This window comes from Streptomyces cinnamoneus, assembly GCF_002939475.1.
GTDB classification, from domain to species: Bacteria; Actinomycetota; Actinomycetes; order Streptomycetales; family Streptomycetaceae; genus Streptomyces; species Streptomyces cinnamoneus_A.
The window spans coordinates 1,578,424-1,592,034 of sequence record NZ_PKFQ01000001.1 but is presented as its reverse complement, the minus strand read 5'-3'; the positions used below and the strand labels follow the sequence as shown (position 1 = coordinate 1,592,034).

General features: G+C 74.0%; 14 protein-coding genes. 11 read left to right on the top strand and 3 right to left on the bottom strand.

All coding sequences use genetic code 11. The features are described 5' to 3' along the window. The first annotated feature begins 19 nt into the window (after positions 1-19). From CYQ11_RS06465 to CYQ11_RS06445, 5 genes are all read left to right on the top strand, one after another. Positions 20-1,147 carry a ParA family protein gene (locus CYQ11_RS06465; RefSeq protein ID WP_099202036.1) on the top strand — a complete coding sequence of 376 codons (1,128 nt, stop codon included), beginning with the start codon at positions 20-22 and terminating at the stop codon, positions 1,145-1,147. Then, the gene (locus CYQ11_RS06460; protein WP_099202037.1) at positions 1,132-1,659 is read left to right on the top strand and encodes a hypothetical protein; all 528 of its coding nucleotides are present in this window, start codon (positions 1,132-1,134) and stop codon (positions 1,657-1,659) included. The genes CYQ11_RS06465 and CYQ11_RS06460 overlap by 16 nt, the downstream gene beginning before the upstream one ends. 83 nt (positions 1,660-1,742) lie before the next feature. Then, positions 1,743-2,927, top strand: coding sequence for a segregation and condensation protein A (locus tag CYQ11_RS06455; RefSeq protein WP_099202038.1), 1,185 nt, complete (start codon positions 1,743-1,745; stop codon positions 2,925-2,927). Next, positions 2,924-3,592, top strand: coding sequence for an SMC-Scp complex subunit ScpB (gene scpB, locus CYQ11_RS06450; protein WP_398780533.1), 669 nt, complete (start codon positions 2,924-2,926; stop codon positions 3,590-3,592). The genes CYQ11_RS06455 and scpB overlap by 4 nt, the downstream gene beginning before the upstream one ends. Beyond that, positions 3,592-4,965 carry a pseudouridine synthase gene (locus CYQ11_RS06445; RefSeq protein WP_099202039.1) on the top strand — a complete coding sequence of 458 codons (1,374 nt, stop codon included), beginning with the start codon at positions 3,592-3,594 and terminating at the stop codon, positions 4,963-4,965. Before scpB ends, CYQ11_RS06445 begins: the two co-directional genes overlap by 1 nt. Positions 4,966-5,305: 340 nt before the next feature. Here the strand turns inward: CYQ11_RS06445 and CYQ11_RS06440 are convergent, their stop codons facing one another. Next, the gene (locus CYQ11_RS06440; protein ID WP_099202040.1) at positions 5,306-5,668 is read right to left on the bottom strand and encodes a DUF952 domain-containing protein; all 363 of its coding nucleotides are present in this window, start codon (positions 5,666-5,668) and stop codon (positions 5,306-5,308) included. A gap of 64 nt (positions 5,669-5,732) precedes the next feature. Between CYQ11_RS06440 and CYQ11_RS06435 the strand changes: the two genes are divergently transcribed. From CYQ11_RS06435 to der, 4 genes are all read left to right on the top strand, one after another. Continuing rightward, the gene (locus CYQ11_RS06435; RefSeq protein ID WP_099202041.1) at positions 5,733-6,818 is read left to right on the top strand and encodes a prephenate dehydrogenase; all 1,086 of its coding nucleotides are present in this window, start codon (positions 5,733-5,735) and stop codon (positions 6,816-6,818) included. Positions 6,819-6,916: 98 nt separating this feature from the next. Then, the gene (gene cmk / locus CYQ11_RS06430) at positions 6,917-7,651 is read left to right on the top strand and encodes a (d)CMP kinase (RefSeq protein ID WP_099202042.1); all 735 of its coding nucleotides are present in this window, start codon (positions 6,917-6,919) and stop codon (positions 7,649-7,651) included. Next, positions 7,591-8,289: a lysophospholipid acyltransferase family protein gene (locus tag CYQ11_RS06425; protein ID WP_398780532.1), complete on the top strand. Its 699-nt coding sequence runs from the start codon at positions 7,591-7,593 to the stop codon at positions 8,287-8,289. The genes cmk and CYQ11_RS06425 overlap by 61 nt, the downstream gene beginning before the upstream one ends. A 61-nt stretch (positions 8,290-8,350) precedes the next feature. Then, positions 8,351-9,811, top strand: a complete 1,461-nt coding sequence (gene der / locus CYQ11_RS06420; RefSeq protein WP_099202043.1) for a ribosome biogenesis GTPase Der — start codon at positions 8,351-8,353, stop codon at positions 9,809-9,811. Between the two features lie 93 nt (positions 9,812-9,904). On the opposite strand, the gene CYQ11_RS06415 is transcribed toward der, so the two are convergent. Together CYQ11_RS06415 and CYQ11_RS06410 are read right to left on the bottom strand one after the other, a co-directional pair. Next, the gene (locus tag CYQ11_RS06415) at positions 9,905-10,216 is read right to left on the bottom strand and encodes a hypothetical protein (protein ID WP_181143595.1); all 312 of its coding nucleotides are present in this window, start codon (positions 10,214-10,216) and stop codon (positions 9,905-9,907) included. A gap of 164 nt (positions 10,217-10,380) precedes the next feature. Continuing rightward, entirely contained in the window at positions 10,381-11,154 is a 774-nt protein-coding gene (locus tag CYQ11_RS06410) for a DUF8842 C-terminal domain-containing protein (protein WP_099202199.1), read from the bottom strand. A gap of 249 nt (positions 11,155-11,403) precedes the next feature. On the opposite strand from CYQ11_RS06410, the gene CYQ11_RS06405 reads away from it, so the two are divergent. Next, positions 11,404-12,651, top strand: coding sequence for a glycosyltransferase family 4 protein (locus CYQ11_RS06405; protein ID WP_099202044.1), 1,248 nt, complete (start codon positions 11,404-11,406; stop codon positions 12,649-12,651). Beyond that, positions 12,648-13,598: a hypothetical protein gene (locus CYQ11_RS06400; RefSeq protein WP_240003651.1), complete on the top strand. Its 951-nt coding sequence runs from the start codon at positions 12,648-12,650 to the stop codon at positions 13,596-13,598. The genes CYQ11_RS06405 and CYQ11_RS06400 overlap by 4 nt, the downstream gene beginning before the upstream one ends. The last annotated feature ends 13 nt before the right edge of the window (positions 13,599-13,611 follow it).

Sequence of the window (13,611 nt, the reverse complement as noted above, 5' to 3'; positions counted from 1 at the left end):
CGGGGGTGGTCACCCAGGAATGCCTGCGCAGGGCCAGAGTCCCGTGGGACTCCAAGCAGTCGGCTCCGTCGCTGTCCACACCTTCGCAGCACACCAGAACATCCAGAGCATGACGACAGCCCACCAGAGCATGGACGGTCAACACGTGAACGCCATGGCCGGCGACCGGGGCGGGGTGGAGACCACCCGTCTCGCCGACTACGAGGAAGTGCCGGACGGTCACTTCTACGACCCCGACGCGGAGTACGAGCCCGACCCCGAGTACGCGGCCACTCTCGCACCCGACGCCGCGCGCCAGCGCCGCGAGCGCATCGGCCCCACGGGGCGTCCCCTGCCGTACTTCCCCATCCCCGGGCCGCTGACCGACCACGGTCCGGCCAAGATCATCGCGATGTGCAACCAGAAGGGCGGGGTCGGCAAGACCACCTCGACCATCAACCTGGGCGCCGCGCTCGCCGAGTACGGCCGCCGGGTGCTGCTCGTCGACTTCGACCCGCAGGGAGCGCTCTCCGTCGGGCTCGGAGTCAACCCGATGGAGCTGGACCTGACGGTCTACAACCTGCTCATGGAGCGGGGCATGTCGGCCGACGAGGTCCTGCTGAAGACGGCGGTGCCCAACATGGACCTGCTGCCCAGCAACATCGACCTGTCGGCGGCCGAGGTCCAGCTCGTCAGCGAGGTGGCCCGCGAGTCCACGCTCCAGCGCGCCCTGAAGCCGCTGATGGCCGACTACGACTACATCGTCATCGACTGCCAGCCCTCCCTCGGCCTGCTCACCGTCAACGCCCTGACGGCGGCTCACAAGGTGATCGTCCCGCTGGAGTGCGAGTTCTTCGCGCTGCGCGGCGTGGCGCTGCTCACCGAGACCATCGAGAAGGTCCAGGAGCGGCTCAACCCGGAGCTGGAGCTCGACGGCATCCTCGCCACGATGTACGACTCGCGCACCGTGCACAGCCGCGAGGTCCTCGCGCGCGTCGTCGAGGCGTTCGACGACCACGTCTACCACACGGTCATCGGCCGCACGGTCCGCTTCCCCGAGACCACGGTCGCGGGCGAGCCCATCACCACCTACGCGTCCAACTCCGTCGGCGCCGCCGCATACCGTCAGCTGGCCAGGGAGGTGCTCGCCCGTTGTCACGCCGAGTGAGTCTGCCCGGCGCCGACGAACTGTTCCGCACCACCGGAGGCATGGGGCTCCAGTCCTCCTCGCCCCGCCGCAAGGCGAACGGCGAGAAGCCGCCGAGGGTGCCCGGTCCGGGCGACGCGCCCGACGGTGAGCGGCCGGGCAAGGGAACGGAGCACGACGGCCACGCGACCGCGCCCGCCGCGGCGGGCCAGGAACAGGACGCCGAGCGGCGCCCCACCACCGCCGACCGCGCGACCGCGCCCCGAGCCGCCGAGCCGGCGACCGGCAAGCGCCGGGGCCGCAGCGGGGGCCGCCGCCCCAGCGGCCGCGAGCGCCACGACGAGAAGATCACGGTCTACGTCTCCGCGGAGGAGCTGATGGACCTCGAGCACGCGCGCCTGGTGCTGCGCGGCGAGCACGGGCTGGCCGTCGACCGGGGCCGCATCGTCCGGGAGGCCGTCGCCGTCGTCCTGGCCGACCTGGAGTCCCGCGGCGACGCGAGCATCCTCGTGCGGCGCCTGCGCGGCCGCTGAGGGGCCGCGCCGCGCTAGCCTCCTGCCGTACGCGTCCTCGGGCCGTACGGCCCGTTCCGCTTCCCCCGCCCCCTGGAAACCCAATGCCCCCAGCCGCCTCGTCCCCGGCCCGCCGTCCCCTGGGCCGCGGCCCGGCGAGCCGGCCCGCCGTCCCGCCGCCGGCCGGTGACGACGGAGCGCGCGGGGGCGACCCGGGCCGGCGCGAGGACGGGGGAACCGCCCGCGCCACGGCGGCCGGGCCGGAGGCCGACGGTACGGCCCCGGCTGCGGACACCCGCCCCGAGCCCCCGGCGGCCGGCACGGCAGAGCAGGCGGCCCCCTCCGAGCCGGCGGCCCTCTCCGAGGCTGCCGACCGTGCGGAGCCGGCCGGGACCCCCGACACCCCCGAGCCGGCCGAGGCGCCCGAGCCCGCGGACACCACCGGCGGCGCTGACGCCCCCGACGGTGCCGGCACCCCCGATGACGGCCGCTTCACCATCCACCTGGAGAACTTCGAAGGCCCCTTCGACCTCCTCCTCCAGCTGATCGCCAAGCACAAGCTGGACGTCACCGAGGTAGCCCTGCACAAGGTCACCGACGAGTTCATGGCGCACATCCGCGCCATGGGCCCCGAGTTCGACCTGGACCAGACCACCGAGTTCCTCGTCGTCGCCGCGACGCTCCTCGACCTCAAGGCGGCCCGGCTGCTGCCCGCCGCCGAGGTGGAGGACGAAGGGGACCTCGCCCTGCTCGAAGCCCGCGACCTGCTCTTCGCCCGGCTCCTGCAGTACCGCGCGTACAAACGGATCGCCGAGATCTTCAGCGGCCGGCTGGAGGACGAGGCCCACCGCCACCCCCGCACGGTCGGCCTGGAGCCGCACCACGCGGAGCTGCTGCCCGAGGTCGTCCTCGGCATCGGCGCCGAGCGCCTGGCCGAGCTGGCGGCCCGGGCCATGCGCCCCAGGCCGGCGCCGCAGGTCTACGTCGACCACATCCACGCCCCGCTGGTCAGTGTGCGCGAGCAGGCCGAGGTCGTCGTCGCCAGGCTGCGCGAGGCGGGCGAGGCCACCTTCGGCCGGCTCACGGCGGACGCCTCCGACACCCTCACCGTCGTGGCGCGCTTCCTGGCCCTGCTGGAGCTCTACCGCGAGCGCGTGGTGGTCCTGGACCAGGACGAGGCGCTCGGGGCCCTGACGGTCCGCTGGACGGGCGCGGCGGACGCCTCCCCGGTCGTGACCGACGAATTCGACCGCGAGCCGGAGACCGAGCCCGAGGAGGCGACGGCGTGAACGACGTGCACGAGGAGCCGCGACGACCGGCGGAGGCCCCCGCCGGAGCGCCGGCCGTGGCGGAGCTGCCCCTCGCCCCGGCCCTGGAGGCCGTCCTGATGGTCGTCGACGAGCCGGCCACCGAGGAGCACCTGGCCAAGGTCCTCGCCCGGCCCCGGCGCGAGGTCGAGCGGGCGCTGCGCGAGCTGTCCGAGGAGTACACGGCCCAGGGGCGCGGCTTCGAGCTGCGGGAGGTGGCCGGCGGCTGGCGCTTCTTCACCCGTCCCGCGTACGCCGACGCCGTCGAGTCCTTCGTCCTCGACGGCCAGCAGGCCCGGCTGACGCAGGCCGCGCTGGAGACCCTGGCGGTCGTCGCGTACCGTCAGCCGGTCGGCCGTTCGCGGGTCTCCGCGGTGCGCGGAGTGAACTGCGACGGGGTCATGCGCACCCTCCTCCAGCGCGGTCTGGTGGAGGAGGCGGGGACGGAACCCGAAACAGGTGCGATCCTGTACAGGACGACGAACTACTTTCTGGAACGGATGGGCCTGCGCGGCCTGGACGAGCTCCCCGAGCTGGCTCCGTTCCTCCCGGAGGCGGAAGCGGTCGAGGGCGACTCCCCGGAAGGGGTGCCGTCGTTCGATCCGGACGCACCGGACACCGAAGCGGACGACAAGACGGAACTTTGATGCGAAGCAGCGGCAGGAACAGCGGAAGCGGCAACCGGGACGACCGGGGCGGCCGGGCAGGGTCTCCCCGTCCGGGGTCCGGGGGCGGGCGCGCGGGCGGCGGGCGTTCCGGCGGCGGACGCCCCGAGAGCGGCGGTCGCTCCGGCGGCGGCTACGGCGGTGGCCGCTCCGAGGGCGGTCGTTCCGGCGGCGGGCGCCCCGAGAGCGGCGGTCGCTCCGGTGGCGGTCGCTCCGGTGGCGGCGGCTACGGCGGTGGCCGCTCCGAGGGCGGGCGCTACGACGGCGGTCGCTCCGGGGACCGGCGGGACGACCGCCGGGACGACCGGCAGCAGGAGCGCCCTCGCCGTCCGCGCCCCGAGGAGCGCCGCTACGACGTGGGCCCCGACGCCGAGCGCACCCGTAACGGCCCCACCAGCGGCCGCACCGGTGGACCCTCCGGCGCTCGCGGTGCGGCGGCCCGCGGCGGCGCCAAGGGCGGCCCCCGCAAGAGCTCGACCGCCGGTGCGGGCGGGCGCAGCAGCGGCCCCGCCCGTGGCCACGGCTATGCCCCGGCCCGCCCGCGCGAGCTCGACGCCAAGATCGAGGAGCGTAACCGGGAGCGGCACAACAAGCCGCAGGTGAAGACCCCCAAGACCTTCCCCGGCGCCGAGCAGGAGGGCGAGCGCCTGCAGAAGGTGCTGGCCCGGGCGGGCATGGGCTCCCGCCGTGCCTGCGAAGAGCTCATCGAGATGGCCCGCGTCGAGGTCAACGGCGAGATCGTCACCGAGCAGGGCCTGCGCGTCGACCCGGAGAAGGACGAGATCAAGGTCGACGGCCTGACGGTCGCCACCCAGTCGTACCTCTTCTTCGCGCTGAACAAGCCGGCCGGCGTCGTCTCCACCATGGAGGACCCGGACGGCCGCCAGTGCCTCGGCGACTACGTCACCAACCGCGAGACCCGCCTCTTCCACGTCGGCCGGCTCGACACGGAGACCGAGGGCATCATCCTGCTCACCAACCACGGCGAGCTGGCCCACCGTCTGACGCACCCGCGCTACGGCGTGCAGAAGACCTACCTCGCCGCCATCACGGGCCCGCTGCCGCGCGACATCGGCAAGCAGCTCAAGAGCGGCATCGAGCTGGAGGACGGCTGGGCCCGCGCGGACAACTTCCGCGTCATCCAGCAGACCGGCAAGAACTACCTCGTCGAGGTCACCCTCCACGAGGGCCGTAAGCACATCGTCCGCCGCATGCTCGCCGAGGCGGGCTTCCCGGTCGAGAAGCTGGTCCGCACCAGCTTCGGCCCGATCGCCCTGGGCGACCAGAAGTCGGGCTGGCTGCGCCGCCTGACGAACACCGAGGTCGGCATGCTGATGCGCGAGGTGGACCTCTAGGAGGTCCCGGGGCGGGCCCCCGGCCCGCCCGGCCGCGGCGCGCGGGCTGGGGAGCCCGCCCGTCATGGTCTCCGCCGAGGCCGCCGCCGAGCACGGCCCGGCCGGGGAGGCCGCGGACGAGCACGGGTGCGGGCCGGCGCCGAGGCGCCGCACGTCCGGCTGGGCGCCGGGCCGCCTCCGGCTGCCCGGAAGCCCGGCGCCGGAGGTCCTGGACGCGCTGCGCGACCTCGGGCGTACGGGGGCGTACGGCGGGCTGAGCCGCCGGGCCGGCCTCGCGCCCGGCACCACGCCGCCGAGCGCCGGCGCACCCGGATGCAGGAAGTCCTCGCCAGACCGTCGTCTACGACCAGACCGTCATCCCGGTCGCCCGGCCGTCCTCGTCGCGCTGGATCTCCATCATCCCCTCGACCGCGTCCCGCGTGATCCGCCCGTAGACGTGCGGGAAGAGCGCACCCGGGGCCGCCCCCGGCGGCGGGGCCGGGTCGGCGGCCTCCCAGCGGACCATGACGTCGAGCTTGTGCTCGTCGATCAGCAGGGCCATCAGCGGACCGGGCACCTCGCGGTAGTAGGCCGTGGCCACGGCCAGCGTGGTCGCCTCGTCGGGGGAGCAGTGGACGAAGCCGTCGTCCGCGAGGGAGGCGGGGGAGTAGGGGCGGTCGGGCACGGCCAGCCAGTCGTCGAGGGGGACCACATGAAAGATCATGAATACGGTTCTACCGGACCCCGGTCCCGCCCGTCGCCCTCCGGAGGCTGACTAGGCTGGGGGCGTGAGAACCGCCCTTGTGATCGGAACCGGACTGATCGGCACGTCCGCCGCCCTCGCCCTCGCCGGCCGCGGAGTCCAGGTGCACCTGTCGGACCACGACCCCGCACAGGCGCGCACCGCCGCCGCCCGCGGGGCCGGCACGGACCGGGCCCCCGAGGGCCGCGTGGACCTGGCGATCGTGGCCGTGCCGCCCGCGCACGTCGCCGAGACCCTCGCCGAGGCCGTCCGGGGCGGCCTGGCCCGCGCCTACCTCGACGTCGCCAGCGTCAAGGGCGGCCCGCGCCGCGACCTGGAGGCGCTCGGCTGCGACCTCAGCGGATACCTGGGCACCCACCCGATGGCCGGGCGCGAGCGCTCCGGCCCGATGGCGGCCTCCGCCGACCTCTTCGAGGGCCGGCCCTGGGTGCTGACCCCCACCCCCGGGACGGACACCGAGGTCCTCAACCTCGCGCTGGAGCTCGTCGCCCTGTGCCGCGCGGTGCCGGTCGTCATGGACGCCGACGCCCACGACCGGGCCGTGGCCCTCGTCTCGCACACCCCCCAGCTGGTCTCCAGCATGGTCGCCGCCCGGCTGCGGGACGCCGACGAGACGGCCGTGCGCCTGTGCGGCCAGGGCATCCGCGACGTGACCCGCATCGCCGCCTCCGACCCCCGCATGTGGGTGGACATCCTCTCCGCCAACCCCGGCCCGGTCGCCGACGTGCTGGCCGGCGTGGCCGCCGACCTCGACGAGACCGTGCGGGCGCTGCGCGCCCTGGAGTCCCCCGACGAGGACAAGCGCATCGACGGCGCCACCGGCGTCGAGGACGTCCTGCGGCGCGGCAACGCCGGCCGGTCCCGGGTCCCGGGCAAGCACGGCGCCGCCCCGGCCGCCTACGAGACCGTCACCGTGCTCATCGGCGACCAGCCGGGCGAGCTGGCGCGGATCTTCGCGGACGCCGGCCGGGCGGGCGTCAACATCGAGGACGTACGCATCGAACACGCCACCGGACAGCAGGCCGGTCTCATCCAGCTGATGGTCGAGCCCTCCGCCGTGGCCGGGCTCACCGCGACGCTGCGGGACCGGGGCTGGTCGGTCCGGCAGTAGCCCGCCGGTCGTACGGCTGCACGGGGCGCTCCGGCGAGCCAGTAACCTTGTGTGAGCCCTGTATGGGCGCCTCGTCTCCCGCACCGTGCACAAGGAAGGTGTCTGACACCGTGGAAACCGCCGCCCGGACCGCCCCGGCCGCAGTCATCGTCGGCATCGACGGCCCCTCCGGCACGGGCAAGTCCAGCACCTCCAAGGCCGTCGCCGCCAAGCTCGGCCTGCGCTACCTGGACACCGGCGCCCAGTACCGGGCGATCACCTGGTGGATGCTGAGCAACGGCATCGACGTGGACGACGCCACCGCCGTGGCCGAGGCCGCGGGCAAGCCGGAGATCGTCTCCGGCACCGACCCGTCCGCGCCCACGATCGTGGTCGACGGCGCCGACGCCGCCGGGCCCATCCGCACCCAGGAGGTCACCTCCGCCGTGAGCGCCGTCAGCGCGGTGCCGGAGATCCGCACCCGCCTGACCGAGCTCCAGCGGGCCATCGCCGCCGAGGCGCCGCACGGCATCGTCGTCGAGGGCCGGGACATCGGCACCACCGTGCTGCCCGACGCCGACGTCAAGATCTTCCTCACCGCCTCCCCCGAGGCGCGTGCCGCCCGCCGCAGCGGCGAGCTGAAGGGCAAGGAGGCCACCGACCTGGCCGCCACCCAGGCCGCCCTGGTCAAGCGGGACGCCGCCGACTCCGGCCGCAAGACCTCCCCGCTGGCCAAGGCGGACGACGCGGTCGAGGTGGACACCACCGAGCTGACCCTGGACCAGGTCATCGAGTGCGTCGTGACCCTGGTCGAGGAGAAGCGGTCGGCGGCCGAGGAGAAGCGGTCCGCGTGACCGCGTCCGCTTCCGGTGCCGCCGTCGGGCGGCGCATCGGCATCGGCCTGATGTACGGGCTGTGGAAGCCCCGCGTGCTGGGCGCCTGGCGGGTGCCCGCCGCGGGGCCGGTCATCATGGCCGTCAACCACACCCACAACATCGACGGGCCCATGCTCATGGGCACCGCACCCCGCCCCGTGCACTTCCTGATCAAGAAGGAAGCGTTCGTGGGCCCGCTCGGCCCCTTCCTGCGCGGCATCGGCCAGCTGGAGGTGGACCGCACGGGCACCGACCGCACGGCCGTCACCGGCGCGCTCCAGCTCCTGGAGCAGGGCGGTGTGCTGGGCATCTTCCCCGAGGGCACCCGGGGCGAGGGCGACTTCGCCTCGCTGCGCGCGGGCCTGGCCTACTTCGCCGTGCGCTCGGGCGCGCCGATCGTGCCGGTGGCGGTGCTGGGCAGCGGCGAGCGCAGCAGCCGCGTCATACGGGCGCTGCCCCCGCTGCGCAGCGGGGTCGACGTGGTCTTCGGCGACCCCTTCGAGGCCGGCGACGGCAGCGGCCGCAGGACGCGCAAGGCGCTGGACGAGGCGACCGTCCGCATCCAGCGGCACCTCGGCGCCCACCTGGCGGACGCCAAGCGGCTGACCGGCCGCTGACTGAGACTTGAGTAGCGGACCGTACGGGTCCGCCGACGATAAAGAACGAGGAACGGACTTCATGGACGAGCAGATCCACACCGGCGACGAGCACGGTGAGCTTGGCGACGCCGAGTACGCGGAGTTCATGGAGCTCGCGGCGCAGGAGGGCTTCGACGCGGAGGAGGTCGAGGGCGCGCTCGACGAGGCCGGGCACGGCCCGCTGCCCGTCCTCGCCGTCGTCGGCCGTCCCAACGTCGGCAAGTCGACCCTGGTCAACCGCATCATCGGGCGCCGCGAGGCCGTGGTCGAGGACCGCCCGGGCGTCACCCGCGACCGTGTGACCTACGAGGCCGAGTGGGCCGGCCGCCGCTTCAAGGTCGTCGACACCGGCGGCTGGGAGCAGGACGTGCTCGGCATCGACGCGTCCGTGGCCGCACAGGCCGAGTACGCGATCGAGGCCGCCGACGCGGTGGTGTTCGTCGTGGACGCGACGGTCGGCGCCACCGACACCGACGAGGCCGTCGTCAAGCTGCTGCGCCGGGCCGGCAAGCCCGTCGTGCTCTGCGCCAACAAGGTCGACGGCCCCTCCTCCGAGGCGGACGCCGCGATGCTGTGGTCCCTGGGCCTCGGCGAGCCGATGCCGGTCTCCGCGCTGCACGGCCGCGGCACCGGCGACATGCTGGACGAGGTGCTCAAGGCCCTGCCCGAGGCCCCCGCCCAGACCTTCGGCAACGCCGTCGGCGGCCCGCGGCGCATCGCCCTGATCGGCCGCCCGAACGTCGGCAAGTCCTCCCTGCTGAACAAGGTCGCGGGGGAGGAGCGGGTCGTCGTCAACGAGCTGGCCGGCACCACCCGCGACCCGGTCGACGAGCTGATCGAGCTCGGCGGCACCACCTGGAAGTTCGTGGACACCGCGGGCATCCGCAAGCGCGTCCACCTCCAGGAGGGCGCCGACTACTACGCCTCCCTGCGCACCGCCGCCGCGGTGGAGAAGGCCGAGGTCGCGGTCGTCCTGATCGACGCGAGCGAGAGCATCAGCGTCCAGGACCAGCGCATCATCACGATGGCCGTCGAGGCCGGCCGCGCGCTGGTCGTCGCCTACAACAAGTGGGACACCCTCGACGAGGAGCGCCGCTACTACCTCGAGCGCGAGATCGAGACCGAGCTCCAGCAGATCGCCTGGGCGCCCCGGGTGAACGTCTCGGCCCAGACCGGCCGCCACATGGAGAAGCTGGTCCCGGCGATCGAGACGGCCCTGGCGGGCTGGGAGACGCGCGTGCCGACGGGCCGGCTCAACGCCTTCCTCGGCGAGCTGGTCGCCGCCCACCCGCACCCGATCCGGGGCGGCAAGCAGCCGCGCATCCTCTTCGGCACCCAGGCGGGCACCAAGCCGCCGCGCTTCGTGCTCTTCGCCTCGGGCTTCCTGGAGGCCGGCTACCGCCGCTTCGTCGAGCGCCGCCTGCGCGAGGAGTTCGGCTTCGAGGGCACCCCGATCCACATCTCCGTGCGGGTGCGCGAGAAGCGCGGCCGCAAGAAGTAAGCCGCACCGAGCGGCCACGACCACAAGCCCCGGATCCCTGTGCGGGTCCGGGGCTCCGTCGTCGCTGGGAGGGCGGCCCTCCGGGGCCGGGCGCTAGAAGCCGCGCATCCGGCCGTCCCGCTGGCCGGGCGGCAGCGCGGGGAGCTGACCGCGCCGGTTGCCGTAGTAGGACTCCCAGACCGCGTTGTACGTCGACTGTCCCTGGTACGCCGACGGCCCGGACAGCTGGTTGGCGTAGCCGTACCCGCCCGGCTGCGGGGCGAAGGACTTGAACTTCAGCTCCTCCTCGCCCGAGCGGTCGAAGGGCAGGGCCCGGAACGACCGGCGGTACTCGGAGCAGAGGGAGTCGTAGATCGGGGTCACCGAGACGTGACTGTCCGTGGAGACGTCGCGGGATGGCCGCATGCCGGGGATGTGGTTCTGGTACGAGTTCCGGGGGGCGGGTTCGTATGAGTACACACCCCTGCCAACGACCTCAAGGCCCGCGGGATGCGGTCCCGCGGGCGAATGCCCGGGGACGACCCGGTGGACGAGGTGTGCTCCGGGGCCGGGCTCCCGGCCGTGCCGGCTCATGTGCCCGCGAGCGGCATGGCCGCTCCGACCAGCCGCCCGGCGGTCGCCGCCCGGTCCAGCGCCTCGCGCAGCAGGTCCTCGCGCGGCTGGGCGCCGATCGTGCCGACGGGGGCGGCGTAGACCAGCACCCGCTGGGTCTTGTTGACCGCGGCCCGCCATTCGTCGGCGACCTGCATCGCCTGGTGCGCCTGCCACCACGCCTGCGGGGCGGCCCCGCCCACCGGCGGCTGGAGCACCGCGTGCAGCCGGCCCATGGCCACCAGCACCGACCAGCCCGGCAGCGGCGCGGGCGGGGTGTCCAGGTCGGTGACGGGTGCGAAGCCCTGGCTGGTCAGCAGGTCCAGGAAGACGTCGACGGGGCCCGTCGTGCCGGGGCGGGCGATCGGGCCCAGCGGCTCCACCACCAGCGCCGGGTACACGTCGCCGCCGACCAGTACCAGGCCGCTGGTCACCCCCAGCTCGGCCTGCAGCGACACCTCCTCGCGCACGCCCGGCCGGGCGCCCTCGCCGGTGATGGACTGCACGGCACCCTGCAACTGCTCCTCGGACACCGGAACGACCTGCGAGGGGATGCAGGTGGCATGCGCGAAGGCCAGCACCGCCGTCTCCTCGCCCACGAACAGCACGGTGCTGGTCGGCTGCTGCTCGCTGTTGCCAGGGGCGCGACAAGAGGTGCAGTCGTAGACGCCCGGGGCGTTGTCGCCTCCGAGCAGTCGCTCCGCTTCTTCGTCGCCGATCTCGGCGCGAACCTCGTCGCTGACGTCGAGCATGCGCGGCACGGGGGCTCCTCGAAACTTGGTGCGGGGTGCGCCGGGTGGTCCCCGGCTCATAAGGAGACAACGGATGATCCGTGGCCGGGGTCACGCCCCGGAAAAGTTCCCGGGATCCGCTACCGATTCCTCATCACTTGGGGAACGAGTTGGCGATCAAGACCAACCTCCGGGCTCCCGGCACGGTCTAACCTCTCAGTAGAGGCGGGCTACCAGGACTGTCCGCGGCACACGGCTGCATGGGGACGAATGCACATCTCATTCCTGATTCACAACGCGTACGGGATCGGCGGCACCATCCGCACCACGTACAACCTGGCGGGGACGCTCGCCGAGCACCACGACGTGGAGATCGTCTCCGTCTTCCGCCATCGTGACGTGCCCGTCTTCGCGCCCAGCGACAAGATCCGGCTGCGGCACCTGGTCGACCTGCGCAAGGACAGCCCGTCCTACGACGGCGACGACCCCGACTACGAGCGCCCCGCATCGGTCTTCCCCGCGACCGAGGGGCGGTACAAGCAGTACAGCGCGCTGACCGACCGCCGCATCGCGGAGCACCTGCGCGGCCTGGACTGCGACGTGGTCCTCGGCACCCGCCCCGGCCTCAACGTCCACATCGCCCAGCAGGCGCGGCGCGGCCCGGCCCGCGTCGGCCAGGAGCACCTGACGCTGAGCACCCACTCCGGGCCCCTCAAGCTCACCCTGCGCACCCACTACCCCCGGCTGGACGCGGTCACCACGGTCACCGAGGCCGACGCCCGCACCTACCGGAAGGTGATGCGGCTGCCCGGCGTGCGCGTGGAGGCCGTGCCCAACAGCGTCCCCGCCCCGGCGCTCGAACCCGCCGACGGCAGCGGCAAGTGGGTGGTCGCCGCCGGCCGGCTCGCCCCGGCCAAGCGCTACGACGTGCTGATCCGCGCCTTCGAGAAGGTCGTGGCCGAGCGCCCCGACTGGCGGCTGCGGATCTACGGCGCCGGTGCGGAGCGCGCCAAGCTGCGCGCCCTGATCGACAAGCTCGGTCTCTACAACCACGTCTACCTCATGGGTCCCGCCACTCCGCTGGAGCCCGAGTGGGTCAAGGGCTCCATCGGCGCCGTCACCTCCAGCCTGGAGTCCTTCGGGATGACGATCGTCGAGGCGATGCGCTGCGGTCTGCCGGTGGTCTCCACCGACTGCCCGCACGGCCCCGGCGAGATCATCGACGACGGCGTCGACGGCCTGCTCGTGCCCGTGGGCAAGACCGACGCCATCGCCGCCGGGCTGCTGAAGCTGATCAACGACGACGAGCTGCGCCGCCGCATGGGGCAGGCGGCGCTGGAGAGTTCGGCGCGCTTCGACCCCGGCCGCGTCGCCGGGCGCTACGAGGAGCTCTTCGCCGACCTCACCGGGCGCGGCGCCCTGCGCGGCTCCCTGCACCGCACGCGCGGCGCCCTCCTCAGCAGTGCCCTCCAGGTCAAGGACAGGAGCCGCTCCCTGCGCAAGGGGAGTGCCGCATGACTCCGCCCAGCCCCGCGAACCCCGGCGACCGGCCGGGCGTGACACCCCTGACGACCACCACCTCCGAGGAGTGCACCAACGTGTCTGCCCCTCCCCTGGCCTTCGGCGCACCGAACCCCAGCGCCGACTGCATCGCGGACTCCGCGGGCGGACTGACCTTCGACCTGGACGCCCCGGGCCGCGTCGACGCCGACGCCCACTGGTCGGCGGCGCTCGTCCTGCGCCGCCGGGGCGCCGAGGACGAGTCCGAGGAGGTCCGGCTGCCGCTGACGCCCAACGGCGACGGCCGGCTGCGCGCCGTCCTGCCCAGCACCGTCTCCCTCCCCGAGGGCCGCTGGGACGTCCACGTCGCCTGTGGCGAGGCCGTCCCGCAGCGCCTGGTGCCCGGCCTCGCCGACCTGCGCTCCCTCGTGGACCGCAGACCCGGCCCGAGCACCTCGCCGCTCGCGGTCCGCATCCCGTACGCGACCAAGCACGGCAACCTCTCCCTGCGCAGCTGGCTGCGCGCCCCGCACGCCGAGGCCGGGGACCTCCTGGTGGACGCCGAGGGGATAACGGGCCACGGCACGCTCTACCGGGTGGAGAACCCGGCGGAGTGGCTGGCCGGCGCCGTCGTCGAGGCCCGGTGCCGGCGCGCGCCCGACCTGGTGCGCACCGCGCCCGTGACCGCCGACGGCCAGGACTTCACCTTCTCCCTCTCCTACGCGCAGCTGTGCGAGGAGTGGCGGGGCGGTCTGGACGTGTGGGACCTGTGGCTGCGCGGCCCCGAGGGCACGGAGCCGGTGCGCGTCGCCAGGATCCTGGACGACGTCGCCGACAAGCGGCAGGTCTTCACCTACCCCGCACGGCAGGTCGCCGCCTCGTACGCCCTTGCCCAGGTGAGCCCGTACTACACCGTCGACAACGACCTCTCGCTCCGCGTCGACGAGCGCCCGCCGGTGGGCTGAGCGGAGCCCGGGG

Coding starts and splice junctions, on each gene's coding strand:
- CYQ11_RS06455 (WP_099202038.1), top strand. CDS start 1,743: ATGCCCCCAGCCGCCTCGTCCCCGGCCCGCCGTCCCCTGGGCCGCGGC.
- der (WP_099202043.1), top strand. CDS start 8,351: ATGGACGAGCAGATCCACACCGGCGACGAGCACGGTGAGCTTGGCGAC.
- CYQ11_RS06415 (WP_181143595.1), bottom strand. CDS start 10,216: ATGCGGCCATCCCGCGACGTCTCCACGGACAGTCACGTCTCGGTGACC.
- CYQ11_RS06440 (WP_099202040.1), bottom strand. CDS start 5,668: ATGATCTTTCATGTGGTCCCCCTCGACGACTGGCTGGCCGTGCCCGAC.
- CYQ11_RS06410 (WP_099202199.1), bottom strand. CDS start 11,154: ATGCTCGACGTCAGCGACGAGGTTCGCGCCGAGATCGGCGACGAAGAA.
- CYQ11_RS06405 (WP_099202044.1), top strand. CDS start 11,404: ATGCACATCTCATTCCTGATTCACAACGCGTACGGGATCGGCGGCACC.
- CYQ11_RS06465 (WP_099202036.1), top strand. CDS start 20: ATGCCTGCGCAGGGCCAGAGTCCCGTGGGACTCCAAGCAGTCGGCTCC.
- CYQ11_RS06445 (WP_099202039.1), top strand. CDS start 3,592: ATGCGAAGCAGCGGCAGGAACAGCGGAAGCGGCAACCGGGACGACCGG.
- CYQ11_RS06400 (WP_240003651.1), top strand. CDS start 12,648: ATGACTCCGCCCAGCCCCGCGAACCCCGGCGACCGGCCGGGCGTGACA.